Annotated in this window: 23 protein-coding genes; 8 read left to right on the forward strand and 15 right to left on the reverse strand. The window is 73.5% G+C overall.

Going from position 1 to position 23995, the window contains the following annotated elements:
* The first annotated feature begins 3 nt into the window (after positions 1 to 3).
* Positions 4 to 846 (forward strand): thiazole synthase, encoded by an 843-nt coding sequence (locus tag ABD385_RS05485; protein ID WP_344573807.1) that lies wholly within the window; start codon positions 4 to 6, stop codon positions 844 to 846.
* A gap of 31 nt (positions 847 to 877) precedes the next feature.
* On the opposite strand, the gene ABD385_RS05490 is transcribed toward ABD385_RS05485, so the two are convergent.
* Complete coding sequence (locus ABD385_RS05490; RefSeq protein ID WP_344573808.1) at positions 878 to 1330, reverse strand: MerR family transcriptional regulator; 453 nt, start codon at positions 1328 to 1330, stop codon at positions 878 to 880.
* Between the two features lie 216 nt (positions 1331 to 1546).
* On the opposite strand from ABD385_RS05490, the gene pknB reads away from it, so the two are divergent.
* Together pknB and ABD385_RS05500 are read left to right on the forward strand one after the other, a co-directional pair.
* Complete coding sequence (gene pknB / locus ABD385_RS05495; RefSeq protein ID WP_344573809.1) at positions 1547 to 3520, forward strand: Stk1 family PASTA domain-containing Ser/Thr kinase; 1974 nt, start codon at positions 1547 to 1549, stop codon at positions 3518 to 3520.
* 58 nt (positions 3521 to 3578) lie between these two features.
* On the forward strand, positions 3579 to 4478 hold the full coding sequence (locus tag ABD385_RS05500; protein ID WP_344573810.1) for a deoxyribonuclease IV: 900 nt from the start codon (positions 3579 to 3581) through the stop codon (positions 4476 to 4478).
* Positions 4479 to 4506: 28 nt separating this feature from the next.
* Here ABD385_RS05500 and ABD385_RS05505 read toward each other — a convergent pair whose 3' ends face one another.
* Positions 4507 to 5127, reverse strand: coding sequence for a sulfite oxidase-like oxidoreductase (locus ABD385_RS05505; protein ID WP_344573811.1), 621 nt, complete (start codon positions 5125 to 5127; stop codon positions 4507 to 4509).
* Positions 5128 to 5282: 155 nt separating this feature from the next.
* Here ABD385_RS05505 and bfr point away from each other — a divergent pair, with 155 nt between their 5' ends.
* Positions 5283 to 5759: a bacterioferritin gene (gene bfr, locus ABD385_RS05510; protein ID WP_233661313.1), complete on the forward strand. Its 477-nt coding sequence runs from the start codon at positions 5283 to 5285 to the stop codon at positions 5757 to 5759.
* A gap of 40 nt (positions 5760 to 5799) precedes the next feature.
* Here bfr and ABD385_RS05515 read toward each other — a convergent pair whose 3' ends face one another.
* Together ABD385_RS05515 and ABD385_RS05520 are read right to left on the reverse strand one after the other, a co-directional pair.
* Positions 5800 to 6108: a (2Fe-2S)-binding protein gene (locus ABD385_RS05515; protein ID WP_344573813.1), complete on the reverse strand. Its 309-nt coding sequence runs from the start codon at positions 6106 to 6108 to the stop codon at positions 5800 to 5802.
* A 155-nt stretch (positions 6109 to 6263) separates the two neighbouring features.
* Positions 6264 to 7613 carry a class II 3-deoxy-7-phosphoheptulonate synthase gene (locus tag ABD385_RS05520; RefSeq protein WP_344573814.1) on the reverse strand — a complete coding sequence of 450 codons (1350 nt, stop codon included), beginning with the start codon at positions 7611 to 7613 and terminating at the stop codon, positions 6264 to 6266.
* 256 nt (positions 7614 to 7869) lie between these two features.
* On the opposite strand from ABD385_RS05520, the gene ABD385_RS05525 reads away from it, so the two are divergent.
* Positions 7870 to 9837: an anthranilate synthase family protein gene (locus ABD385_RS05525; RefSeq protein WP_344573815.1), complete on the forward strand. Its 1968-nt coding sequence runs from the start codon at positions 7870 to 7872 to the stop codon at positions 9835 to 9837.
* On the opposite strand, the gene ABD385_RS05530 is transcribed toward ABD385_RS05525, so the two are convergent.
* The 5 genes from ABD385_RS05530 to ABD385_RS05550 all read right to left on the reverse strand — a co-directional run bounded on the left by ABD385_RS05530 (position 9803) and on the right by ABD385_RS05550 (position 14974).
* Positions 9803 to 10819 carry a 2-hydroxyacid dehydrogenase gene (locus ABD385_RS05530; protein WP_344573816.1) on the reverse strand — a complete coding sequence of 339 codons (1017 nt, stop codon included), beginning with the start codon at positions 10817 to 10819 and terminating at the stop codon, positions 9803 to 9805. The genes ABD385_RS05525 and ABD385_RS05530 overlap by 35 nt on opposite strands.
* A 149-nt stretch (positions 10820 to 10968) precedes the next feature.
* Entirely contained in the window at positions 10969 to 11997 is a 1029-nt protein-coding gene (locus ABD385_RS05535) for a 6-phosphofructokinase (protein ID WP_344573817.1), read from the reverse strand.
* Positions 11998 to 12185: 188 nt separating this feature from the next.
* On the reverse strand, positions 12186 to 12830 hold the full coding sequence (locus tag ABD385_RS05540) for a response regulator (protein ID WP_344573954.1): 645 nt from the start codon (positions 12828 to 12830) through the stop codon (positions 12186 to 12188).
* Positions 12831 to 12853: 23 nt separating this feature from the next.
* Positions 12854 to 14074, reverse strand: a complete 1221-nt coding sequence (macS, locus tag ABD385_RS05545; RefSeq protein WP_425585354.1) for a MacS family sensor histidine kinase — start codon at positions 14072 to 14074, stop codon at positions 12854 to 12856.
* A gap of 192 nt (positions 14075 to 14266) precedes the next feature.
* Entirely contained in the window at positions 14267 to 14974 is a 708-nt protein-coding gene (locus tag ABD385_RS05550) for a lysophospholipid acyltransferase family protein (RefSeq protein WP_344573819.1), read from the reverse strand.
* Between the two features lie 258 nt (positions 14975 to 15232).
* Between ABD385_RS05550 and ABD385_RS05555 the strand changes: the two genes are divergently transcribed.
* On the forward strand, positions 15233 to 16030 hold the full coding sequence (locus ABD385_RS05555; RefSeq protein WP_344573820.1) for an alpha/beta hydrolase: 798 nt from the start codon (positions 15233 to 15235) through the stop codon (positions 16028 to 16030).
* A complete protein-coding gene (locus tag ABD385_RS05560) occupies positions 16017 to 16685 on the forward strand; it encodes a hypothetical protein (protein WP_344573821.1) in 669 nt (222 codons plus the stop codon). Before ABD385_RS05555 ends, ABD385_RS05560 begins: the two co-directional genes overlap by 14 nt.
* 23 nt (positions 16686 to 16708) lie before the next feature.
* Here the strand turns inward: ABD385_RS05560 and ABD385_RS05565 are convergent, their stop codons facing one another.
* The 6 genes from ABD385_RS05565 to ABD385_RS05590 all read right to left on the reverse strand — a co-directional run bounded on the left by ABD385_RS05565 (position 16709) and on the right by ABD385_RS05590 (position 21864).
* Positions 16709 to 17524 carry an endonuclease/exonuclease/phosphatase family protein gene (locus tag ABD385_RS05565; protein WP_344573822.1) on the reverse strand — a complete coding sequence of 272 codons (816 nt, stop codon included), beginning with the start codon at positions 17522 to 17524 and terminating at the stop codon, positions 16709 to 16711.
* A gap of 5 nt (positions 17525 to 17529) precedes the next feature.
* The gene (locus ABD385_RS05570) at positions 17530 to 18471 is read right to left on the reverse strand and encodes an ROK family glucokinase (RefSeq protein WP_344573823.1); all 942 of its coding nucleotides are present in this window, start codon (positions 18469 to 18471) and stop codon (positions 17530 to 17532) included.
* Between the two features lie 125 nt (positions 18472 to 18596).
* A complete protein-coding gene (locus tag ABD385_RS05575) occupies positions 18597 to 19070 on the reverse strand; it encodes a DUF5304 domain-containing protein (protein ID WP_344573824.1) in 474 nt (157 codons plus the stop codon).
* Positions 19071 to 19204: 134 nt separating this feature from the next.
* Complete coding sequence (locus ABD385_RS05580; RefSeq protein WP_344573825.1) at positions 19205 to 20413, reverse strand: ArsA family ATPase; 1209 nt, start codon at positions 20411 to 20413, stop codon at positions 19205 to 19207.
* A 2-nt stretch (positions 20414 to 20415) separates the two neighbouring features.
* Complete coding sequence (locus tag ABD385_RS05585) at positions 20416 to 20904, reverse strand: SRPBCC family protein (protein ID WP_344573826.1); 489 nt, start codon at positions 20902 to 20904, stop codon at positions 20416 to 20418.
* Between the two features lie 183 nt (positions 20905 to 21087).
* Positions 21088 to 21864: a metallophosphoesterase family protein gene (locus ABD385_RS05590; RefSeq protein WP_344573827.1), complete on the reverse strand. Its 777-nt coding sequence runs from the start codon at positions 21862 to 21864 to the stop codon at positions 21088 to 21090.
* Positions 21865 to 22137: 273 nt separating this feature from the next.
* On the opposite strand from ABD385_RS05590, the gene ABD385_RS05595 reads away from it, so the two are divergent.
* Complete coding sequence (locus tag ABD385_RS05595; protein ID WP_344573828.1) at positions 22138 to 23934, forward strand: AMP-dependent synthetase/ligase; 1797 nt, start codon at positions 22138 to 22140, stop codon at positions 23932 to 23934.
* The last annotated feature ends 61 nt before the right edge of the window (positions 23935 to 23995 follow it).

Genomic DNA, 23995 nt, shown 5'->3' on the forward strand with positions numbered 1-23995 from the left:
GTCATGACCGACACCGCAGTGGAACCGGCGGACGCCGTCGCGGCGCCCGCCACCGACGCCGACCCGCTCACCATCGCCGGCACCACGTTCCGGTCCCGGCTCATCATGGGCACCGGCGGCGCGCCCAGCCTCGACGTCCTGGAGCGCGCGCTGCTGGCCTCCGGCACGGAGCTGACGACGGTCGCCATGCGGCGGCTGGACCCGACCGTGCAGGGCTCGGTGCTCTCCGTGCTCCAACGCAACGGCATCCGGGTGCTGCCGAACACCGCCGGCTGCTTCACGGCGGGCGAGGCGGTGCTCACCGCCCGGCTCGCCCGGGAGGCGCTCGGCACCGACTGGGTCAAGCTGGAGGTCGTCGCCGACGAGCGGACGCTGCTGCCCGACCCGGTGGAGCTGCTGGACGCCGCCGAAACCCTCGTGGACGACGGTTTCGTCGTCCTGCCGTACACCAACGACGACCCCGTCCTCGCCCGGAAGCTGGAGGACGTGGGCTGTGCGGCGATCATGCCGCTCGGTTCGCCGATCGGTTCCGGCCTCGGCATCCGCAATCCGCACAACTTCCAGCTGATCACCGAGCGTGCGGGCGTCCCGGTCGTCCTGGACGCCGGCGCGGGCACCGCCTCGGACGCGGCGCTCGCCATGGAGCTGGGCTGCGCGGCGGTGATGCTGGCGTCGGCGGTGACCCGCGCGCAGGAGCCGGAGCTGATGGCGGCGGCGATGCGGCACGCGGTGGAGGCGGGCCGGCTGGCGCACCGCGCCGGTCGGATCCCGCGCCGCCACTTCGCGTTGGCGTCCTCGCCCACCGACGGCGTCGCGGAGCTGGACCCGGAACGGCCGGCGTTCTAGGCCCGGCGCCGGACGGGCGCGGGCGCCGGGCTCAGACCGGCCCGGCGACCGCGCCCGTCCGGTCCGCCGCCGCATCGGCCCCGTCCGCGGGCTCCGGCGCCGCGGCGAGCTGGGCGGTGAGCTCCGGCGGCGCCGCGGTGATCACCTCGTCGAGGAGGTTCCGGGAGGCCGTCAGGGCGTCGATGGAGCCGGTGAGCCGGGCCCGCTCCCGGTGGAGCTCGCCGACCAGCTGCGGGCAGGTGGGCACCAGCCGGCCGTCGTCGTCGCGCAGGCAGGGCAGCACCTGCGCGATGGTGGCGGTGTTCAGCCCGGAGGTCAGCAGCGTCCGGATCCGACGGACCTGGTCGACGTCGGCCTCCTGGTAGAGGCGGTAGCCGGCGGCGGTCCGCGCGGGTCTGAGCAGCCCCTGCTCCTCGTAGTAGCGCAGCAGCCGCTCGGTGGTGCCGGTCCGCCGGGCCAGCGCCCCGATCTGCAGTGTCGTCATCGGATCCCCCCTGTGGTGCGGTGTGGCGTCGGGGCCGCGGGCGCCACCCCTTCGGGTGCGACCACGGCCGGGTCCGGATTATTCCGTGCCGGGCCCGTCCCGGCCGCCCCGGCGTGGTCCGTCCCGGCGGCCCCCTTGTCACGGTTCCGCTGCGTTCCCCGTCGGGGGCGGCCGGGACGTCGGGGCTGTCGGCGCGGGCTCGTAGACTCGTCTGCCGTGGATACGACGTTGCAGGACCCCCTCGTGGGCCAGCTGCTCGACGGTCGCTATCGCGTCGAGGGGCGCATCGCCGCCGGAGGCATGGCCACCGTCTACCGGGCCGTGGACACCCGGCTGGACCGCGTGCTCGCGCTGAAGGTGATGCACCCGAGCCTGGCCGTGGACGGGGCGTTCGTCGACCGCTTCATCCGGGAGGCCAAGTCCGTCGCCCGGCTCTCGCACCCGAACGTGGTCGGCGTCTTCGACCAGGGCACCGACGGCACCTACGTCTACCTGGCGATGGAGTACGTCGCCGGCTGCACCCTGCGCGACGTGCTGCGCGAGCGCGGCGCCCTCCAGCCGCGGGCCGCGTTGGACATCCTGGAGCCGATCCTGGCGGCGCTGGGGGCCGCGCACCGCGCCGGCCTGGTGCACCGCGACATGAAGCCGGAGAACGTCCTGATCGGCGACGACGGCCGGGTCAAGGTCGCCGACTTCGGGCTGGTGCGCGCGGTCGACACGCACACCACCGCCTCCACCGGTTCGGTCCTGGGCACGGTCTCCTACCTCGCCCCCGAGCAGATGGAGCACGGCACCGCGGACGCCCGGGTCGACGTCTACGCCTGCGGCGTGGTGCTCTACGAGATGCTCACCGGCAGCAAGCCGCACACCGGCGGCTCCGCGGCGCAGATCCTCTACAGCCACCTGCACGACGACGTCACCCCGCCCTCCGAGCTGGTGCCGGGCCTGGCGCCCGAGCTGGACGAGCTGGTCGCGGCGGCCACCGCCCGCGCCCCCGAGCAGCGCCCGCACGACGCGGTGGCGCTGCTCGCCCGGGCCCGCTCGGCCCGCGCCCGGCTGACCGACGCCCAGCTCGACGTGGTCCCGCCGCAGGCCAAGGAGGCGCCGGCGACCGACGACGAGCGGACCGACGTGATACCGCGCCCGGCGGGCGTCCAACTCGCGCTGCCGGTCGAGGCCGGAGCGGAGCTGGACCGCACCAGCCGGCTGGAGGTGCCGCCGGCGGACGCCGCACCGGACGGCCGGACCACCCGGCTGCGGCCCCCGCCCGCACCGCACGCGGCCCCGGCCGACGGGCGCCTGCGGCACCGGCGGATCGCCACCATCGTGGCGGCCGTGCTGCTGGTCCTGGGCGTCGGCGGCGGCCTCTGGTACATCAACGTCGGCCAGTTCACCCACGTCCCGGCGGTGCTGGACATGACGCAGGCCGAGGCGCAGAAGTCGGTGCAGGACACGGGCCTGCGGATCAAGGTGGAGCGCGGCTTCAGCGCCAACGTCCGCCGCGGCCACGTGATGGCGACGAAGCCGGCCACCGGGCAGCGGATCCGCGGCAACGGCACGGTCACCCTGGTCGTCTCGCGCGGCCCGGACAAGGTCGCCGTCCCCGACCTGGCCGGCACCCCGCTCGCGGACGCCCGGCGCAAGCTGCGCGACCTGGGCCTGGTGCCGGGCACCGAGACCCGGACGTTCAGCGACGAGGTCGCCAAGGGCTCGGTGATCCGCACGGACCCGGCGGCGGGCAGCACCCGGCGGCCGGACACCGCGGTGGCGCTCACCGTCAGCCGGGGCGCGCCGGTGGACCTGCCGAACGTGGTCGGTGCGGCGCGGGAGGACGCCGCGGCGAGCCTGCGGCAGGCCGGCTTCCGGGTCCAGTTCGCCGACCAACCGGTCTTCTCGCCGCAGGACAAGGACGCGGTGGCCCGCCAGTCGCCCGGTGCGGGCACGACGCTGGGCAAGGGCGACACGGTCACCCTGACGCTCTCCAAGGGCCCGGAGATGGTCACCGTCCCGGATGTCGGCGGCAAGAACACCGCGGACGCCACCAAGGCGCTGACCGACCTCGGCTTCAAGGTCGAGGTGGACAAGCCGTTCCTGTTCCCGCAGGACAGCGTCGCGTCCCAGTCGGTCGCGGCCGGTGACCAGGCCCCCAAGGGCAGCACGATCACCATCCGGCTCAAGGGAGCGCTGTAGGGCCGGCTCCCCGCAGGTGCCCCGCGGACCGTCGCGGGGCACCTGGCACCCTGGGAGGGTGAGTACTCCCCTGTCCCCCGAGGGCGCCGCGCAGCGCGCCCGCGCACGCAATCCGGTCGGCGGCCACGTCCCGGTGGCCGGCGGCCTGGCCAAGGTGGGCCTGTCGTACGCCCGGCAGATCGACTGCGAGGCCGTCCAGGTCTTCGTCGCCAACCCGCGCGGCTGGGCCACACCGCCCGGCAACCCCGAGCAGGACGCCGCGTTCCGCGAGCGCTGCGCCGAGGACGGCATCCCGGCCTACGTGCACGCCCCCTACCTGATCAACTTCGGCTCGCACACCGCGGCGACGGTCGAGAAGTCCGTTCAGTCACTGCGCCACTCGCTGCGCCGCGGCCGGGAGATCGGTGCGCTCGGGGTGGTCGTGCACACCGGTTCGGCGACCGGAGGCCGCGCCAGGGAGACCGCGTTGGCACAGGTCAGGGCGGAGATGCGGCCGCTGTTGGACGAGCTGACGCACGACGACGACCCGTGGCTGCTGCTGGAGCCCACGGCCGGGCAGGGCGCCTCGCTGTGCTCGCTGGCGGAAGACCTCGGTCCGTACTTCGACGCGCTGGATCACCATCCGCGGCTCGGGATCTGCCTGGACACCTGCCACGCCTTCGCGGCCGGGCACGACATGGCGGCGCCGGGCGGCACGAAGGCGCTGCTGGACGAGCTGGTGGAGGTCACCGGCGAGGGCCGGTTGAAGCTGATCCACGCCAACGACTCCAAGGACGTGGTCGGCGCGCACAAGGACCGGCACGCGAACATCGGCGCCGGCCACATCGGCGCGGAGCCCTTCGCCGAGCTGTTCGCGCACCCCGCGACCGACGGCGTTCCGCTGGTGATCGAGACGCCGGGCGGCGAGGCGGGCCACGCCGCGGACGTGGCGCGGCTGAAGGAACTGCGGGCGTCCTGAGCGGACGCCGCCGCACACCGGGCGGGGCCTAGAGTTCCGGGCCCTCGCCCGGCCCCTCCTGGTAGGAGTAGCGCTGTTCCTGCCAGGGGTCGCCGAGGTTGTGGTAGCCGCGCTCCTCCCAGAAGCCGCGGCGGTCGGCCGTCATGTACTCGATGCCGCGGACCCACTTGGGGCCCTTCCAGGCGTAGAGGTGCGGGACGACCAGCCGGACCGGGAAGCCGTGCTCGGCGGTGAGCAGTTCGCCGGACCGGTGGGTGGCGAAGATGCACCCCGGGGCGTCGAAGTCGGCGAGCCGGAGGTTGGAGCTGAAGCCGTACTCGGCCCACACCATCACGTGGGTCACGTCGGGCGCGGGCGGTGCGAGCTCCAGGATCGTCCGGGTCAGCACGCCGCCCCATTCGGCGCCGAGCATGCTGAACTTGGTGACGCAGTGCATGTCGCCGACGACGGTGGCGTACGGCAGGGCCGTGAACTCCTCGTGCGTCCAGCAGTGCTTGGCGCCGTCGGCGGTGGCGCCGAAGACCCGGAACTCCCAGCGCTCGGGGCGGAACTTCGGCACCGGGCCGTAGTGCGTGACCGGCCAGCCCCGCTGGAGCCGCTGTCCCGGAGGCAGCACGGGCTCCTCTTCGCGACTCTCCGGCTGGCCCATGCCCCCATGGTGTCAGACCCCGGACGGTGCCGATGACCAGGGCGGTACGGAATCGGGCAACTCGTACTAAGTGTGAACTTACTGGACGGCTCGCGCGGCGCGGTGCGAGGATGCGCGGCACCTGCCCAGAACTCGCGTGAAAGGGGCCCGCAGCCATGCAGGGCGACCCCGAGGTCATCGAATTCCTCAACGAGCAGCTGACCGCCGAGCTGACCGCGATCAACCAGTACTTCCTGCACGCCAAGATGCAGGAGAACTTCGGCTGGACGAAGCTCGCCAAGTACACCCGCGCCGAGTCCTTCGACGAGATGAAGCACGCGGAGGTGCTGACCGACCGCATCCTCTTCCTCGAAGGGCTGCCGAACTACCAGCGGCTCTTCCACGTCCGCGTCGGCCAGACCGTCACCGAGATGTTCCAGGCCGACCGGCAGGTGGAGGTGGAGGCCATCGACCGGCTCAAGCGCGGCATCGAGATCATGCGCGCCAAGGGCGACATCACCTCGGCCAACATCTTCGAGGAGATCCTGGCCGACGAGGAGCACCACATCGACTACCTCGACACCCAGCTGGAGCTGGTCGAGAAGCTCGGTGAGGCGCTCTACCTCGCCCAGGTGATCGAGCAGCCGAGCTGACGGCGCGGCGCGGTGCGCACGGACCGGGCGCCCCTGGGTGCTACGCGGCCGCCCGGAGGCCCGCGGGCCCCGTTGCGGCCACCTCCGCGGCCAGCGGCTCGGACGGCACGGCGGTCGCCGGGCTCCACGGTTCGGACTCCGGGCGCAGCACGTCGGGCGCACCCCGGTCGATCAGCTCGCGACGGGGGCACGCACCGCGGCCCAGCAGCGCCTGGATGCGGCGGACGCAGTTCCCGCAGTCGGTGCCGGCCTTGCAGGCGGAGGCGACCTGGCGGGGCGTGCAGGCGCCCCGGTCCGCGTGCTCGCGGACCTGCTGCTCGGTGATGCCGAAGCAGGAGCAGACGTACACGCGGGTTCACCTCCGTAAGGGCGCCTCGTCCGATCCGGATGATCGTCAGTGAGGTAACCCTTACCTTACCCGCGACCGCGGGCGGGGAACAATGCGGGGCAACGCAGTGGGGCGCGGATCACAGGATCCGCGCCCCACTCGTCACTCCGTCACCGTCACTGGTCGCGGTACATCTCCGCCACCAGGAAGGCCAGGTCCAGCGACTGGCTGCGGTTCAACCGCGGGTCGCAGGCCGTCTCGTAGCGCTGGTGCAGGTCGTCGACGAAGATCTCGTCGCCGCCGCCCACGCACTCGGTGACGTCGTCACCGGTCAGTTCCACGTGGATGCCGCCCGGGTGGGTGCCGAGGGCCTTGTGGACCTCGAAGAAGCCCTTGACCTCGTCCAGCACGTCGTCGAAGCGACGGGTCTTGTGACCCGAGGCCGCCTCGAAGGTGTTGCCGTGCATCGGGTCGCAGATCCACACGACCTGCGCGCCGGAGGCGGTGACCTTCTCCACCAGGTGGGGCAGCTTCTCGCGGATCTTGTCCGCGCCCATCCGGGTGATGAAGGTCAGGCGGCCCGGCTCGCGGTTCGGGTCGAGCCGGTCGATCAGGGTGAGCGCGTCCTCCACGGTGGACGTGGGGCCGAGCTTGACGCCGATCGGGTTGCGGATCCGGGAGGCGAACTCGATGTGCGCGCCGTCCAGTTGGCGGGTGCGCTCGCCGATCCAGACCATGTGGCCGGAGACGTCGTAGAGGTTCCCGGTGCGGGAGTCGACGCGGGTCAGCGCCGACTCGTAGTCCAGGATCAGCGCCTCGTGCGAGGAGTAGAACTCCACGGTCCGGAACTCCTCCGGGTCCGCCCCGCAGGCGTTCATGAAGTTCATCGCCCGGTCGATCTCGCGCGCCAGCGCCTCGTACCGCTGGCCGGAGGGCGAGGACTTCACGAAGTCCTGGTTCCAGGCGTGCACCTGGCGCAGGTCGGCGTAGCCGCCGGTGGTGAAGGCGCGCACCAGGTTGAGGGTCGCGGCGGAGGCGTGGTACATCCGCTTCAGCCGCTCCGGGTCCGGGATCCGGGCCGCCTCGGTGAATTCGAAGCCGTTGACGGAGTCGCCGCGGTAGGTCGGCAGGGTCACCCCGTCGCGGGTCTCGGTCGGCTTGGAGCGCGGCTTGCTGTACTGGCCGGCGATCCGACCGACCTTGACCACCGGGACGGACCCGGCGTAGGTCAGCACAGCGCCCATCTGGAGCAGCGTCTTGAGCTTGTTGCGGATGTGCTCGGCGGAGACGGCGTCGAAGGCCTCCGCGCAGTCGCCGCCCTGAAGCAGGAACGCCTCGCCTCGGGCAACCGCGCCCAGGCGCTCGCGCAGCTGGTCGCACTCGCCCGCGAAGACGAGCGGCGGATAGGACTCGAGCTCCGCGATCACATCGCGCAGAGCCTCTTGGTCCGGCCAGTCGGGCTGCTGCGCCGCGGGCAGGTCTCGCCAGGTGTTGCCACCGGCGTGGGTTTCAGCGTTCACGGTCACGTCTCCCACATTACGGGGTCCCGCAGGGCACTCCGTCCGGCATCCGGACTGTGAGACGCGTCGTGGACAGGAGATCCGGTAGGGTGCGCGGCATGCAGACGCGACCGATCTTGAGCAGGAACTGGTGGTGGACCGCCCGACCGGCGGCCCACTGATTCGCGTACGCATCCCACAGACCGCGAAGGCCGCCCGAGGGGCGGCCTTCGGTGTTCCCGCGGCCGTTCCTCCGACCGGAAGTCCCCCGGAAGGAACCGCCATGCACCCCGAGCCCCAGCCCCCGTCCGACGCCGCCGCGCTGGTCCGACGGCTGCTCGACCCCGCCTGCCCGCCGTTCGCCCTGCTCCGCCGGCGCTCACCCGGCCGGGACGGCAGCACCGTCGAGGTGTTGATCGGCGAGGTGACCGAGGTCGAGCGACTGGCCGACATCCCGCTCGGCACGGAGGTGCCCGACGCCCCGGTGACCGACGCGCTGGCGCTGATCCCCTTCCGGCAGATCCGCGAGCGCGGCTTCCGGGCGCACGACGACGGCACCCCGTTGGCCGTACTGCGCCCCACCGCCTGCCACGAGCTGCCCCTGGAGGAGCTGCTGGCCGCGCTCCCGACGCACGACGTGCAGGTGCGGGGCGGGGCCTTCGACGTGACCGACGCGGAGTACGCGGAGGTCGTCGACCGGGTGGTGCGCGAGGAGATCGGCACCGGCGAGGGCGCCAACTTCGTCATCCGCCGGACCTTCCAGGGCGAGATCGCGGACTTCTCGGCGGCCGACGCGCTGGCGCTGTTCCGCCGGCTGCTGGCCGGCGAGCGCGGGGCGTACTGGACGTTCGTGGTGCACCGGCCGGGGGCGCGCACGCTGGTCGGCGCCAGCCCGGAGGTGCACGTGCGGATGACCGGCGGCACCGTCGTCATGAACCCCATCAGCGGCACCTACCGCTACCCCGTGGAGGGGCCCACCGCAGCGGGCCTGCTGGCCTTCCTCGACGACCGCAAGGAGGTCGAGGAGCTGTCCATGGTGGTGGACGAGGAACTGAAGATGATGTGCACCGTCGGCGACCAGGGCGGGGTGGTGGTCGGCCCCCGGCTCAAGGAGATGGCGCACCTCGCGCACACCGAGTACGAGCTGCGCGGCCGCTCCACCCTGGACGTGCGCGAGGTCCTCAAGGAGACGATGTTCGCAGCGACGGTCACCGGGTCGCCGGTGCAGAACGCCTGCCGGGTGATCGAGCGGCACGAGCCGGTCGGCCCGGACGGGCGCGGCCGCGGCTACTACGCGGGGGCGCTGGCGCTGATCGGCCGGGCCCCCGGTCCCGGCCGGGAGGCCGGCGCCGCGGCGCAGACGCTGGACTCCCCGATCCTGATCCGCACCGCGGACATCGCGGCCGACGGCCGGCTGCGGGTGCCGGTCGGCGCCACCCTGGTGCGCGCCTCCGACCCGCACGGCGAGGTCGCCGAGACGCACGCCAAGGCCGCCGGGGTGCTCACCGCCCTGGGGGTGCGACCGGCGCCCGCGCGGGCCGCGACCGGGCCCGCGCCGCGGCTGGCCGACGACCCGCGGGTGCAGGCCGCGCTGGACGCCCGCCGGGCCGACCTGGCCCCGTTCTGGCTGCGGATGCAGACCACCGCGCCGGTCGCCGGACTGCACGGCCACGCCCTGGTCGTCGACGCCGAGGACACCTTCACCGCGATGCTGGCGCACCTGCTGCGCACCTCGGGGCTGACCGTCACGGTCCGCCGCTACGACGAGCCGGGGCTGCGGGCCGAGGCCCTCGCGCACCGGGGGCCGGTGGTGCTGGGCCCCGGGCCGGGCGACCCGTCCGACGCCGCCGACCCCAAGATGCGCCTCCTGCGCGCGCTCACCGCGGAGCTGGTGGCCGGCCACCGGCACGGCCTGCTCGGGGTCTGCCTCGGCCACGAACTCCTCGCCGCGGAGCTGGGGTTGGAGATCGTCCGCAAGGACGTCCCGTTCCAGGGCGCCCAGGAGCGGATCGACTTCTTCGGCCGGACCGAGACGGTGGGCTTCTACAACACCTTCACGGCCCGCTGCGACGACCGAACCGCGGCCGAACTCGCCATGCACCGCGTCGAGCTGAGCCGGGACGAGGCCACCGGCGAGGTGCACGCGCTGCGCGGCCCGGGCTTCGCCGGGGTGCAGTTCCACCCCGAGTCGGTGCTGACCCTGGACGGTGCGGCGGTCACCGCACAGCTGCTGGCAGCTGTCCTCGTGTGACCAGCATGTGCACGTTGGTGCGGCCGGCCAGATGGTCTTCCACGTTGACCACCGTGGTCGCGACGATCTGGCCGACCGCCTCCCGCGTGAAGTACGCCTGGTGCGAGGTGACCAGCACGTTCGCGAAGGTCATCAGCCGGGCCAGGGTGTCGTCGCTGATGACGTCCAGGGACTTGTCGTAGAAGAACAGCCCGGCCTCCTCCTCGTAGACGTCCAGGCCGACGCCGGCGAGCCGGCCGGCCTTGAGCACCGCGACCAGGGCGGCGGTGTCGATCAGCCCGCCGCGGCTGGAGTTCACCAGGATCGCGTCGTCCTTCATGGCGGCCAGCGCGGCGGCGTCCACCAGGTGCCGGGTGTCGTCGGTCAGCGGGACGTGCAGGCTGATCAGGTCGGCCTCGGCGAAGAGCCGTTCCCGGGGGACGTAGCGCATGCCCAGCGCCGCGCACTCCGGGTTCTCGACGAGGTCCCAGCCCAGCAGTTCCATCCCGAAGCCGTGGGCGATCCGGGCGAACGCGGTGCCGATCTTGCCGGTGCCGACCACCCCGGCCGTCCGGCCGTGCAGGTCGCGGCCCATCAGGCCGTCCAGCCGGAAGTCGAAGTTGCGGGTGCGGTTGGCGGCCGGCACCAGCCGCCGGTTCACCGCCAGCGCCAGCAGCCAGCCGAACTCCGCGACCGCGTACGGCGAGTACGCGGAGACCCGGCCGACGGTCAGGCCGAGGTCCGCCGCGGCCTGGAGGTCGATGTTGTTGAAGCCGGTGGAGCGCTGGGCGACCATCTTGGTGCCGCCGGCGGCGAGGGTCTGCAGCACCTCGGCGGTCAGCTCGTCGTTGACGCTGGTGGAGACGACCTCGTAGCCGTGCGCGATGGGGGCGGTGTCGCGGTTGAGGAAGACGTCCAGGGCGCGGACCTGGTGGCGGCCGGCGAACGCCCGCTCCAGGATCGGCCGCTCGTCCGTCTGCACGCCGAATGCGACGATCTCCACGTTCCCTCCCGGTTCTCCGTCGCCGGTGGCGCTCGCGCGACGGTGCCCGCCGTCGGCGCCGCGCGGAGCAATGGGCCGGACATGTCGCGTCATGGCGAATATACGGCCCATTGCGTGGCGGTGCCGCCCGGAGAAACGGGCGGCACGGTTCAGCCGAAGAAGACCCCGACCTCGGCGTAGAGCGCCGGATCGACGGTCTTCAGCTTGGCGGTCGCCTCGGAGAGCGGCACCCGGACGATGTCGGTGCCGCGCAGCGCGACCATCGTGCCGTAGTCGGCGTCCCGCACCGCGTCGATGGCGTGCAGCCCGAAGCGGGTGGCCAGCCAGCGGTCGAAGGCGCTGGGGGTGCCGCCGCGCTGGGTGTGGCCGAGAACGGTGGTCCGGGCCTCCTTGCCGGTGCGCCCCTCGATCTCCTTGGCCAGCCACTCGCCCACGCCGGACAGCCGGACGTGCCCGAAGGAGTCGGTGCTGCCGTCCTTGAGGACCAGCTCGCCGTCCTTGGGCATCGCGCCCTCGGCGACCACCACGATCGGCGCGTAGCTGGCCTTGAAGCGGGACTCGATCCAGCGGCAGACCTGGTCGACGTCGAAGCGCTGCTCCGGGATGAGGATGACGTTGGCGCCGCCGGCCAGGCCGGAGTGGAGCGCGATCCAGCCGGCGTGCCGGCCCATCACCTCGACGACCAGCACCCGCATGTGGGACTCGGCGGTGGTGTGCAGCCGGTCGATGGCCTCGGTGGCGACCCCGACGGCGGTGTCGAAGCCGAAGGTGTAGTCGGTGGCCGACAGGTCGTTGTCGATGGTCTTGGGCACGCCCACGCAGGGGATGCCGTGCTCCGTGAAGAGCCGGGCGGCGACGCCGAGGGTGTCCTCGCCGCCGATCGCGACCAGCGCCTCGACCTCGTTCTTGGCGAGCGTCTCCTTGATCCGGCGGACCCCGTCCTGCTCCTTGAAGGGGTTGGTCCGCGACGAGCCGAGGATGGTGCCGCCGCGCGGCAGGATGCCGCGCACCGCAGGGATGTCCAGCCGCACGCTGCGGCCCTCCAACGGGCCCCGCCAGCCGTCCCGGAATCCGACGAAGTCGTATCCGTACTCCTGGGTGCCCTTGCGGACGATGCCCCTGATCACCGCGTTCAGACCCGGGCAGTCGCCGCCGCCGGTCAGTACTCCGACCCGCATCGCTTCACCTTCATCCCGTCCGTGGCCGCGTAACGGCCGTCCGTGAGCGTAACGCCGGTCACGCTAATGGTGACCTGGGTCACTCCGGGATGGGGCGCGCACCAATCCCCGTCCCCCGCACGGGAGTTGACGCACGGTCTTCACCCGTACGAGCGGACGGGCTGGGCGCCGACGGGACGGGGGGCGGCTCAGGCGCCGTCGAGGCCGCGCTCGATCGCGTACCGCACCAGCTCGACGCGGTTGTGCAACTGGAGCTTGCCGAGGGTGTTCTGAACGTGGTTCTGCACCGTGCGGTGCGAGATGACCAGCCGCTCGGCGATCTGCCTGTACGAGAGGCCCTTGGCGACCAGGCGCAGCACCTCGGTCTCCCGCTCCGTCAGCCGGGGCGCGCCGGGCTCGTCGGCGGTCGCCGGGGCCGGTTCGCTCGCCAGCCGCCGGTACTCGCCGAGGACCAGGCCGGCCAGGCCCGGGGTGAACACCGGCTCGCCGGCGGCGGTGCGCCGCACCGCGTCGAGCAGCTCCTCGGTGCTGGCCGACTTCAACAGGTAGCCGGTGGCCCCGGACTTCACCGCTTCCAGCACGTCGGCGTGCTCGCCGCTCGCGGAGAGCACCAGCACCCGCGGCGACGCGTCCGCGCCGACCAGCTGCCGGCACACCTGCACGCCGGGCAGCCCCGGCAGGTTCAGGTCGAGCACCAGCACGTCGGGCGCCACCGCCTGGGCCCGGCGCACCGCCTGGAGTCCGTCCCCGGCCGTCGCCACCACGTCGAACCCGGCCTCCGCCAGGTCCCGGGCGACCGCGTCCCGCCACATCGGGTGGTCGTCGACCACCATCACCCGCAGGCCCGTCCCGTCACTCACGCGCGCGCTCTCCCCCGTCGTCCGCCCTCGGGCGCGATGCCCGTGGGAACCCTCAACTCCACTTCGGTGCCCTGACCGGGGACCGAGATCCACTCGGCGCCGCCGCCCAACTCCCGCAGCCGGCCGCGGATCGACAGCGCCACCCCGAGGCGCCCCTCGCGCTCGGCCGCGGCCAACCGGCCCTCGGCAATGCCGGGGCCCTCGTCGCGCACCGTCACGAGCACCGCGTCCGGTTCGTCCTCCACCAGGATCCACGCGCGGGCGTCGGCCCCCACGTGCACCCGTACGTTGTCCAGTGCCGCGCCGACGGCGGCGACCAGCTCCGCCGCGGCGGCGGCCGGCAACGCGACCGGGCAGCCCGGTCCGGAGAGCGTCACCCCGGCGCCGACGTGCGGGGCGAGCAGCGCCATCAGGTCGCAGGGGCCGGCGGGAAGCGGCGGGTCGGCGACCGCCGGGCGGGCCGCGGGGTCGCCGTCGGCCGCGGCGGCCGGCACGGCCCGCTGCCGGGGCAGCAACCCGCCGGCGACCAGCGTGCGCAGCGCCACCTCCTGCTCGCCCGCCATCCGGCCCAGTTCGGCGGCCTCGCCGCCGATCGCGGTGCCGCGCCGCTGCACCATGGCCAGCACCTGGAGCACGCTGTCGTGGATGTCGCGGGCCAGCCGCTCCCGTTCGCGGGTGGCGGCCTCGATCTGGAGCGCGCGGGCCAGGGTGCGCTCACTGGCGCGGGCCACCTCGACCACGTAACCGATGGCGACGCTGGCCACCCACACCAGCACCACGTTGTGGACGGTGTCCCGGGCCAGCTCCTGGCGCTCGACGAGGTTGACCACGGCCACGATGGTGGAGGCCACCGCGGCCCACCGCCAGCCGCCCTTGATGGCGAAGCCCAGGACGGCGCCGGCCGTCCAGATGGACGGCAGCGTCGCCGCGCCGTCCATGATCCGCGCCTGGGTGTCGATCACGGAGGTCAGCAGGATGCCGCCGACCGCGACGCCGAGGTCGGCGACGAGGAACTGCCGGGTGCAGCGCTCGGGGGACGTGGTGCGGCGCCAGGTCGCCGCGGTCCAGGCAGTGAGTGCGCCCATGTAGGCGGCGGCGCCCAGCGGATGCGCGTAGTGCGGATAGGCGACCACGAACAGGCCCAGCACGTAGACCAGGGTCAGGATCCGGTAGCCGGTGAGCGCCCGCCACAGCGGCAGCTCGACCGACATCCGCATCGCCTGCCGCCGCCCGTCGGGCGGCGCGCCCCGGTCGTCCCGGGCCGCGCCGTCCGCGGTCCGTGCGTCGTCTCTGTCGGCATCCGTCATGCCGGCCCCCACCCCTCACCGGGGTTCGCCGCCCCGGTCTCGGCTCGTCCGTCCCGTCGCGTCCGGCGGCGGCCCGGTCGGCCGGCGCCGGCCCGCGCCGTCCTACGCCTCTGCCTTCTTCTGCGCCTCCGCGGCCTTGGCCGCCTCGGCGATCTGCCGCTTGGCCGCGGTCGCGTAGATGTCGACGTACTCCTGGCCCGAGAGCTTCATGATCTCGTACATCACCTCGTCGGTGATCGAACGCAGGATGTAGCGGTCGCCCTCCATGCCCTGGTATCGGCTGAAGTCCAGCGGCTTGCCGATGCGGATGCCGGGCCGGATCATCTTCGGCAGGACCTTGCCGGGCGGCTGCACCTTCTCGGTGTCGATCATCGCCACCGGGATGACCGGGGCGCCGGTGGCCAGCGCCACCCGTGCCAGGCCGCCCGGCTTGCCGCGGTAGAGCCGGCCGTCCGGGGAGCGGGTGCCCTCCGGGTAGATGCCGAACAGCTCGCCGCGCTCCAGCACCTCGATGCCGCTCTTGATCGCCGCCTCGCCGGCGCCGCGGGCGCCCGAGCGGTCGACCGGAAGCTGTCCCACGCCCTTGAAGAACGCCGCGGTCAACTTCCCCTTCACGCCCGGGGAGGTGAAGTACTCGGCCTTCGCGATGAAGGTGACCTTGCGGTCCAGGACCGCGGGCAGGAAGAACGAGTCCGAGAAGGACAGGTGGTTGCTCGCGAGGATCGCCGGACCCTCGGCGGGAACGTTCTCGATGCCTTCCACCCAGGGCCGGAACGCGAGCCTCAGCGGTCCGCCGATGGAAAACTTCATTGCGCCGTAGATCAACCGACTGCCTCCTGTGTCTGACGCACTGACCTTAACCCCCGTGCGGCGCGCCGAGGGCCCCGGCGGGCCACGCGACCGCGCGCGGGCCCGCCGCGGGCCGCGCACGGGTCCGGTCCGCGACGGTTCGCGCCCCGCGGCGGTCCCCCGACCCGGCGCTCCGGGCGGCCGCGGCCCTACCCCGCCGCGGTCACTTTGCGTACCCTGAAGTAACTCGCCAGCCAACTCACCGATCGGAGTCCCCCGGTGCCGCTCCTCCCCGGAGCCGAGCCGTTCCGCCGTGACGGCGGAGACGTCGGCGTCCTCGTCTGCCACGGCTTCACCGGCTCCCCGCAGTCCGTCCGCCCCTGGGCCGAACACCTCGCCGACCGGGGCCTGAGCGTCTCCGTTCCCCTGCTGCCCGGCCACGGCACGCGCTGGGAGGACATGCAGCTCACCACCTGGCAGGACTGGTACGCCGAAGTCGACCGGGAGCTGCGCGCGCTGGCCGAGCGCTGCACCAAGGTCTTCGTCTGCGGCCTGTCCATGGGCGGCGCGCTGGCGCTGCGACTGGCCGCCCGGCACGGCGACGCGATCAGCGGCGTGGCCGTGGTCAACCCCGGCAACAAGGTCCACGACGCCGCGGCACCGCTGCTGCCCGTGCTCCGGCACGTCGTCCGCTCGACCAAGGGCATCGCCAGCGACATCGCCAAGCCCGGTGCGGTCGAGGTGGGCTACGACCGGGTGCCGCTGCACGCCGCGCACTCGCTGCGGCAGTTCTTCCAGCTGGTCGACGACGAACTCCCGCGCGTCACCCAGCCGTTGCTGGTGCTGACCAGCCGGCAGGACCACGTCGTCCCGCCCGTCGACTCCGAGCGGATCCTCGGCCGGGTCTCGTCCACCGACGTCCGGCAGGTGCCGCTGGAGCGCAGCTACCACGTCGCCACCCTCGACCACGACGCCCCGCTGATCTTCGAGGACAGCTACGCCTTCATCACCCGGCTCGCGCCGGAGGCCCGGCCGGACGCGGTCCAGGAGGGAACGGCGGCCAGTGGCGGAGCGTAGCCCCCGCGACCCCCGGGACCCGCTCGACGAGGAAGCCGCATGGGCCGAGATCGTCGCGGGCTACGGCGAGCGGCCGGAATTCCCGTCCACCACCGACCGACCGGACCGGGCCCCGGCGGCCGACGGCGCGACGACGGACGGCGCTCAGCCGGACGGCACGACGACGGACGGCGCGGCCAAGGACAGCGCGGCCAAGGACAGCGCGGTGAAGGACGGTGCACGGCCGGACGGTGCGGCGAAGGACGGTGACGCCCCGGACCCCGGCGCGCCCGGGCCGGCCGACACCGTGCCCGGCGACGGCTCCCCGGCGCGCCCCGGCAGCTTCGTGGTCTTCGCACCCGGTGTGGGACCGCGCAGCTGGACCCCCGCCGAGCCCTCCGACGACGACTTCGACGAGACCGACGAGGGCCATTTCACGCCGCCCGAACCGCCGCCGCTGCCAAGCGCCGACACCACCGCCAAGTTCGCCTGGATCGCCGTGCTCGGCGGTCCGTTGCTGCTGCTCGGCACGGTCCTCCTCCAGCAGCCGGTCACCTGGTGGATCACGGTGCTGGGCATCGGCGGCTTCGTGGGCGGACTGGCCACCCTCTTCGCCCGGATGGGCACCGACCGGGAGGACGACGAGGAGCCGCCGGGCGGCGGCGCGGTCGTCTAGGGCGGGCGCCGAACGGCCGGCGGTCAGCCGCCGGCCGGCACCCGCAGTGCGCTGAGGACGGGCAGGTGGTCCGAGGCCGCCCGCAGGTCCTCCGCGCGCACGCCCGGCAGCCCCCGCGGCACCCCGCAGCCGAGGAACTCCACGCCGCCCGCGCCGAACACCGCGTCGATCCGCTGCCGCGGCCGGTGTGGCGTGGAGGTGAACTCGCCGCCCCACGGCGCGGCCGCCCAGCCGTCGTCGAGGGTCGCCGCGATCCGTCGGAAACTGCGGCCGTCCGGCCGGTCGTTGAGGTCACCGCCGACCACCGCGTGCGGCACGCCCAGCGCGGCGACCCGCTCCAGCAGCAGCCCGGCCTGCCCGTAGCGCTCCCGCGGATCGAGGCTGAGGTGGCAGCTGACCACGCCGAGTCGGGCCGCGGCGAAGCGCACCACGGCGGTGGCCAGACCGCGCTGGTGCAGCCCGGGAGTACGCGGCAGCAGGACGTCCTCGGTCCGCTCCACGTGCGCGCGCAGGTGGGCGAGGACCAGCGGGCCGGCGGTGGTGGCACCGCCGGTGACGTACACCAGGCCGCTGGCCCGGGCGAGGCGCTCGGCGGCCTTGCGCCAGCGGAAGAACCGCGGCGCCTCCTGGACGAGGACGAGATCGGGGGCGCAGGCCCGGATGACCCGGGCCAGCGCCGCCTGATCGTCGCGCATCGAGCGGATGTTGTAGCTGAGCACCCTGACGACCGCGGAGCCGTCCGCCTCGGTGGCGGAGGCCGGGAGTTCGGCGGCCGCCGCGCCGGGGCCGGCCGGCACCTCGGTGTCGGACGCCGGTCGTCCCGCGCGCTCGGCCGCCATCGGCGTCAGCCCTGGCGCGCCAGGTCGGCCGCGCCGACCAGTCCGGCCTCGCCGCCGAGTTGGGCGGCGAGGACCTGGGCGTGCGGGCGCCACTGGCTGCCGACCAGCCAGCGGCGGAACGACTTGCGGATCGGGTCGAGGACCAGCTCGCCCTCGTCCGAGACGCCCCCGCCGACGATGAAGGCGGACGGGTCGAAGAGCGAGGCCAGGTCGGCGAGGCCGGCGCCGGCCCAGCGGGCCAGTTCGCGGAACGAGTCGACGGCGACCGGGTCGCCCTGGCGGGCCGCCGCGCTGATGTGCCGGCCCTGGATCCCCTCGGGGGTGCCGTCGCCGAGCGAGAGCAGCACCGCGGCGTTCTCGGGGGTGGCGAAGGCGCGCTGCTGGGCGTAGCGCAGCAGGGCGCGGCCGGAGGCGTACTGCTCCCAACAGCCCTGGCTGCCGCAGCCGCACAGCAGGCCGTCCGGGACGACCCGGATGTGGCCGAACTCGGCGGCGACGCCGAACCGGCCGCGGCGCAGCTTGTTGCCGATGATGATGCCGCCGCCCAGGCCGGTGCCGAGGGTGATGCAGATGACGTCGCTGTGGCCCTGGCCGGCGCCGAAGCGGTACTCGCCCCAGGCGGCGGCGTTGGCGTCGTTCTCGACGACGACGGGGAGGCCGACGCGCTGTTCGACCTTGTCCTTGAGCGGCTCGTGGCGCCAGTCGATGTTCGGGGCGAAGAGGACCGTGGCCCGCTTCTCGTCCACGTAACCGGCGGCGCCGATGCCGACGGCCTCGACGTGGTGACCGGCGCCGACCGTGCGGACGGCGTCCGCGATCGCCTCGGTCAGTGCATCGGTGGCCCGCGGGGTCGCCACCTTGCACGTCTCGAGGATCGCCCCCTCTTCGTCGACCACGCCGGCCGCGATCTTCGTGCCGCCGATGTCGACGCCGATGGTGAGTCCCATGTGTCCCTCAGTTTTCGCTCGAACCCCGCCGGGATCCACCGTACCGGAGGCAGGGACGGCTCCCCCGCCGCTCACGGCGGCGGAGGTGGGGTCGTTCGCGCCCGCCGAGCGGCGCGGAAAGCGGATCAGTCGAGGTCGATCCGCTCGGGGCCGGCGGGGCCGTCGTCGCGCGGGTCGTCGGACGGGCCCTGGGCGTGGTCGTCGGCGGTGGCGTCGCGGGTCCAGCGGGTCTCGCTGCCCTCCACCACCGAGCGGTAGGCGGCGAGGAGTTCGGAGCCGGCCGCCGCGAGGTGGTCGAAGACGTCGGGGTTGCGCTCGATGACCGGCTCGACGGCGGCCTTGGCCTGCTTCAGCAGCTGGTTCACCGCGCTGCTGGCGGCGATTCCGCCCAGGGCACCGGGCAGCTGGATGGCGGAGAGCCGGTCGGTCACCGCCTCGGCGAGCCGGCGCAGTTCCTCGGCGGCGCTGCCCGGCTGGGGGCCGTACTCGGTCCGGCGGCGGGCCTGCTCCGCGGCGAGGTCCTCGGCGCAGGCCGTCTTCCAGGCGTCGGCGTCGGGCTCGACGCGGTGGTCGGCGGGGCGTTCGGTGGCATCACTCATGGCGGACTCCGTGGACTCCTGCGGGCGGTACGGACCGGACGGTGCCGCCGCGCGGTGCCGCCCTCGGCGGCCGGACACCTGCACGGCGGTGGCGTCCTACGTCTTACGACGTTACCCGAACGGGGGTGTCCGGATCAGTCGCTCGGCGCGGTCCTCGGCCACAGCCCCGGATCCGGGGTGAACCGGATCTCCAGGGCGCCGTCGCGCAGTGCGGCGCCGGAGACGGTGCAGCGGCGCAGCGCCGAGGGCAGGGTGCGGATCCGCCGGTAGCGGCCGACGGTCACCACGATCTCGTCGCCGCGGCGCACCAGCCCGAGGCCGTCCCGTTCGGCGCCGGGCAGCGGCACCCGCCAGAGCAGGATGCCGTCGGACGCCAGGTGGTCCTCGACGGTCCAGGGGTCGGTGGCGGGCGGTCGCGGTGCGGCGAGGACGGCGGCGGGGCCGTCGAGCAGCGCGTCGAGTTCGTCGATGCCCTGGGGATCGCGGCCCAGGTGCGCGACCTCGTGCACGGGGAGGTCGGGGCAGTTCGCGCGCAGCGCCTTCAGGGCGGCCTGTTGGCTGCCGGAGAGACCGGCCAGGAAGGGGTCGGCGGAGCCGGTCGGCAGCAGTCGGTTGACCAGCAGGGCGTCGGTGCGGCGGCCGTGCAGGGCGAGGCCGGCGCGGAGGGGGCGCAGGGCGGCGCCCGCGACCGGTCCGGCGTCGGTGACCAGCAGCACGGAGGTGTCGGGGGCGTCCACCACCCGCTGGACGGCGGCGAGTTCGCGTTCCCAGCCCTCGGCGGCCTCGTACAGCTTCTGGGCCGGCATGGGGACGCCGGCGAGCTGCGCGAGCACCGGGCGCAGCGCGCGGGCCGCCTGGCGCTCGGGCGGCAGCAGGCGGCGCAGGTAGCGGCGGACCTGGGCGGGCAGGGCCAGCAACCGGATCGTTTCGGCGGCCGGTGGCATGTCGACGACCAGCAGGTCCCAGGTGCCCGCGGCGTGTGCGGCGCGCAGCGCGTGCAGCAGCGCGAAGGACTCGGAGCCGGGGAGTTCGGTGAGTTCGTCCTCGTCGAGGGGGGCCGCACCGAGCAGGTCGAGGGCGGCGCCGGCGCGCTCCTGGAAGCCGAGGAACTCCTGGCGGAACCGGTCGGCGGGGTCGATCCGGCGGACGTGCAGGCCGGGGGCCGCGGCTATCGCGGAGGGCGCGGCGACGCCGGGGCGGACGCCGAGGACCGCCTCCGGGGCGCTGTCCTGGGGGGTGAGCAGCAGGGTCCGGGCGCCCTGCCGGGCACCTGCCAGGGCGGTCGCGGCGGCGAGCGTGGTGCGGCCCGCGCCGCCGGGGCCGGTGACGAGGACGGTGCGCACGCTCAGTGCTTCTCGGCCTCGTCGGAGGGGGTGGCCTCGGCACCGGAGGCCGTGGGGCCCTCGACCCGCTTCTTCAGCCCGGCCAGCGCCCGGTCGATGATGACCTTCTCGGCCTTGCGCTTGATCATCCCGAGCATGGGGATCTTCACGTCGACGGTGAGCTGGTAGGTGACCTCGGTGCGGACGCCGCCGTCGAGCGCGGCGAGCCGGTAGGAGCCGTCCAGGACGCGCAGCATCTGCGACTTGACCAGCGACCAGCTGACCTCGTCCTCACCGGTCCAGGTGTAGGCGAGGGTGTGGTCGTCCTTGATGGCGCCGGCGTCCAGCACCAGGCGCACCTTCTCCGCGCGGCCGCGGTCGTCGGTGGCGAGGATCTCGGCTTCCTTGACCTCTCCGGTCCACTCCGGATAGCGGGCGAAGTCGGCGATCACTCCCATCACCTCGGCCGGTGCCGCCTCGATCGTGATGTTCGAGCTGGTGTGTTCGGCCATCGCCGTGACTCCTCCATGCCGATTCGTGCCGGTCCGCCGACCCTTCCCCCGCTCGCCACCTTGGTGGAGCGGGGGAGACCCCATGACGCGGTGTCTGTGCTGCTGAAGGCTACCGCGCGGGGGAACCCGGACCGACACCAGCGGGCCCGCCACGACGGCCCGGCCGTCCGGCGGTCGCCGGCCTCACCACTCCAGCACGTAGGGCCGGCCGGTCGCGTTGAAGTGCCCGACATTGACGCATTCCGTACCGCCGATCCGGACCCGGCGGACCAGCGGCTGGTGGACGTGCCCGAAGAGGGCGTAGCGCGGCTTGGTGGTGCGGATGGCGTGCAGCAGGGCGGCGCTGCCCCGTTCGAAGCGGCGGGCGACGGTGTCGTAGCAGAGGTCGGGGACGTCCGGCGGGATGTGGCTGCACAGCACGTCCACGTCGCCGAGCGCCTCGACCTTGGCGGCGTACTCGTCGTCGCTGATCTCGTACGGCGTCTTCATCGGGGTGGTCAGGCCGCCGCCGACGAAGCCGAAGACCCGGCCGCCGATCTCGATCCGCTGTCCGTCGAGGACGGTGGTGCCGGCACCGGCGTATTCGGGCCACAGCCGCGGCATGTCGACGTTGCCGTAGGTGGCGTAGGTGGGGGTGGGGAACGCGGCGAAGAGGTCGGCGTACTGGCGGCGGACCGCGGCCTCGATGACCGCCTCCCGGCCGGCGCCGCTGCGGTCCAGTTCGGCCCAGAGCCGGCGGCCCAGCGCGCGGGCCTCGTCGAAGCGGCGGGCGGTGCGCAGTTCGACCAGGGCGTCGGCGTTGGCGACGCCGAAGAGGTCGGGGAAGATGCCGCGCGAATGGTCCGCGTAGTCGAGGAAGAGGACGAGGTCGCCGAGGCAGACCAGGGCGTCGGCCCCGTCCCCGGCCGCCGCCAGGTCCCGGCTGTTGCCATGGACGTCACTGACCACATGCACGCGCATGGCGTCACCCTAGATCGCTCCGGGCGGCAACGGGAGGCGGGGGGCGGCCCCGTTGGTTACTTTCGGGTCACCTCGGCGCTGGTCTAGTCTGCGCGTGCAGTCCCCATGACGTGTCCGCAGCATGTGACGCATCGAACATCTGGCCGCGACCCCCTATCCCAATAGCAATACCGATGGGTAACGTCCGGCCCGTCCAATCCCCCCGCATGATCATGGACCGCAGCCGGTGCGCACACAGCGTCGTGGTGCCGGCGCTTTCGAGGAGCAGCAGTCTTGCGCGAGTTCAGCCTTCCGGCCCTGTACGAGGTCCCCGCGGACGGCAATCTGACGGACCTGATCCGCCGCAACGCCGCACAGTACCCGGACGTCGCGGTCCTGGGACGGAAGGTGAACGGCACCTGGCAGGACGTCACCGCCGCGACCTTCCTCGCCGAGGTCAGGGCCGCCGCCAAGGGGCTGATGGCCGCCGGGATCCAGCCGGGCGACCGGGTCGGCCTGATGTCGCGCACCCGTTACGAGTGGACGCTGCTGGACTTCGCCATCTGGAGCGCGGGCGCGATCACCGTCCCCGTCTACGAGACCAGCTCCGCCGAGCAGATCCAGTGGATCCTCGGCGACTCCGGGGCGGTGGCCGTCCTGGTGGAGAGCCCCGCCCACGAGGCGACGGTGGAGTCGGTCCGCGACCGGCTGCCGGACCTGGCGAACATCTGGCAGATCGAGCGGGACGCGATCGCCCGGCTGCGCGCGGCCGGTGACGACCTCACCGACCGGGAGGTCGACGAGCGCAGCGCGCTGGCCGACGCGGACTCCCCCGCCACCATCGTCTACACCTCCGGGACCACCGGTCGCCCCAAGGGCTGCGTGCTCAGCCACCGCAGCTTCTTCGCCGAGTGCGGCAACGTCGTCGAGCGGCTGCGCCCGCTGTTCCGCACCGGCGACTCCTCCGTGCTGCTCTTCCTGCCGGTCGCGCACGTCTTCGGCCGGCTGGTGGAGGTCGCCTCGGTGATGGCGCCCATCAAGCTGGGCCACGCGCCGGACATCAAGAACCTCACCGACGACCTGGCCTCCTTCCGGCCGACGATGATCCTGGGCGTCCCCCGGGTCTTCGAGAAGGTCTACAACTCCGCGCGGGCCAAGGCGCAGGCCGACGGCAAGGGCAAGATCTTCGACAAGGCGGCGGAGACCGCTATCGCGTACAGCCGGGCGCTGGACGCCCCCGGCGGGCCGTCGTTCGGGCTGAAGCTCAAGTACAAGGTCTTCGACCGCCTGGTCTACGGCAAGCTGCGGGCGGTGCTCGGCGGCCGGGCCACCCACGCCATCTCCGGCGGCGCCCCGCTCGGCGAGCGGCTGGGCCACTTCTACCGCGGCATCGGCTTCACCGTCCTGGAGGGCTACGGCCTGACCGAGTCCTGTGCGGCCACCGCGTTCAACCCCTGGGACCGGCAGAAGATCGGCACGGTCGGGCAGCCGCTGCCCGGCTCGGTGGTCCGGATCGCCGACGACAGCGAGGTGCTGCTGCACGGCGAGCACCTGTTCACGGAGTACTGGAACAACCCGACGGCCACCGCGGAGGCGCTCTCCGACGGTTGGTTCCACACCGGTGACCTCGGCACCCTCGACGAGGACGGCTACCTGGCCATCACCGGCCGCAAGAAGGAGATACTCGTGACCGCGGGCGGCAAGAACGTCGCCCCCGCCGTCATCGAGGACCGGATCCGCGCGCACGCGCTGATCGCGGAGTGCATGGTGGTCGGCGACGGGCGCCCGTTCATCGGCGCGCTGATCACCCTCGACGAGGAGTTCCTGCCCCGCTGGGCCGAGGAGCACGGCCACCCGGCCGACGTGACGCCCGCCCGGATCGCCGCCGACCCCGAGCTGCTGGCCGCCGTCCAGCGCGCGGTCGACGACGGCAACGCGGCGGTCTCCAAGGCCGAGTCGGTCCGCAAGTTCCGCATCCTGCCGACCCAGTTCACCGAGGAGTCGGGGCACGTGACGCCGTCGCTGAAGCTGAAGCGGAACGTCGTCGCCAAGGACTTCGCCGAGGAGATCGAGGCGATCTACCGCGGCTGACGGCGCACCCGCCGACCGGCCGCGAGCACGGTGCCCCGCACCCTCAAGGGCGGTGCGGGGC

It is taken from the genome of Streptomyces lunalinharesii, from assembly GCF_039532155.1.
Classification (GTDB): Bacteria; Actinomycetota; Actinomycetes; order Streptomycetales; family Streptomycetaceae; genus Streptomyces; species Streptomyces lunalinharesii.

What these genes read in the sequence shown, in the direction of transcription:
- ABD385_RS05540 (WP_344573954.1), bottom strand. Translation starts at nt 12,830, where the DNA reads ATGGTGGTCGACGACCACCCGATGTGGCGGGACGCGGTCGCCCGGGAC.
- ABD385_RS05550 (WP_344573819.1), bottom strand. Translation starts at nt 14,974, where the DNA reads ATGAAGTTTTCCATCGGCGGACCGCTGAGGCTCGCGTTCCGGCCCTGG.
- ABD385_RS05490 (WP_344573808.1), bottom strand. Translation starts at nt 1,330, where the DNA reads ATGACGACACTGCAGATCGGGGCGCTGGCCCGGCGGACCGGCACCACC.
- ABD385_RS05485 (WP_344573807.1), top strand. Translation starts at nt 4, where the DNA reads ATGACCGACACCGCAGTGGAACCGGCGGACGCCGTCGCGGCGCCCGCC.
- bfr (WP_233661313.1), top strand. Translation starts at nt 5,283, where the DNA reads ATGCAGGGCGACCCCGAGGTCATCGAATTCCTCAACGAGCAGCTGACC.
- macS (WP_425585354.1), bottom strand. Translation starts at nt 14,074, where the DNA reads ATGCGGATGTCGGTCGAGCTGCCGCTGTGGCGGGCGCTCACCGGCTAC.
- ABD385_RS05570 (WP_344573823.1), bottom strand. Translation starts at nt 18,471, where the DNA reads ATGGGACTCACCATCGGCGTCGACATCGGCGGCACGAAGATCGCGGCC.
- ABD385_RS05535 (WP_344573817.1), bottom strand. Translation starts at nt 11,997, where the DNA reads ATGCGGGTCGGAGTACTGACCGGCGGCGGCGACTGCCCGGGTCTGAAC.
- ABD385_RS05505 (WP_344573811.1), bottom strand. Translation starts at nt 5,127, where the DNA reads ATGGGCCAGCCGGAGAGTCGCGAAGAGGAGCCCGTGCTGCCTCCGGGA.
- ABD385_RS05590 (WP_344573827.1), bottom strand. Translation starts at nt 21,864, where the DNA reads ATGCGCGTGCATGTGGTCAGTGACGTCCATGGCAACAGCCGGGACCTG.
- ABD385_RS05565 (WP_344573822.1), bottom strand. Translation starts at nt 17,524, where the DNA reads ATGGCGGCCGAGCGCGCGGGACGACCGGCGTCCGACACCGAGGTGCCG.
- ABD385_RS05575 (WP_344573824.1), bottom strand. Translation starts at nt 19,070, where the DNA reads ATGAGTGATGCCACCGAACGCCCCGCCGACCACCGCGTCGAGCCCGAC.
- ABD385_RS05585 (WP_344573826.1), bottom strand. Translation starts at nt 20,904, where the DNA reads ATGGCCGAACACACCAGCTCGAACATCACGATCGAGGCGGCACCGGCC.
- ABD385_RS05525 (WP_344573815.1), top strand. Translation starts at nt 7,870, where the DNA reads ATGCACCCCGAGCCCCAGCCCCCGTCCGACGCCGCCGCGCTGGTCCGA.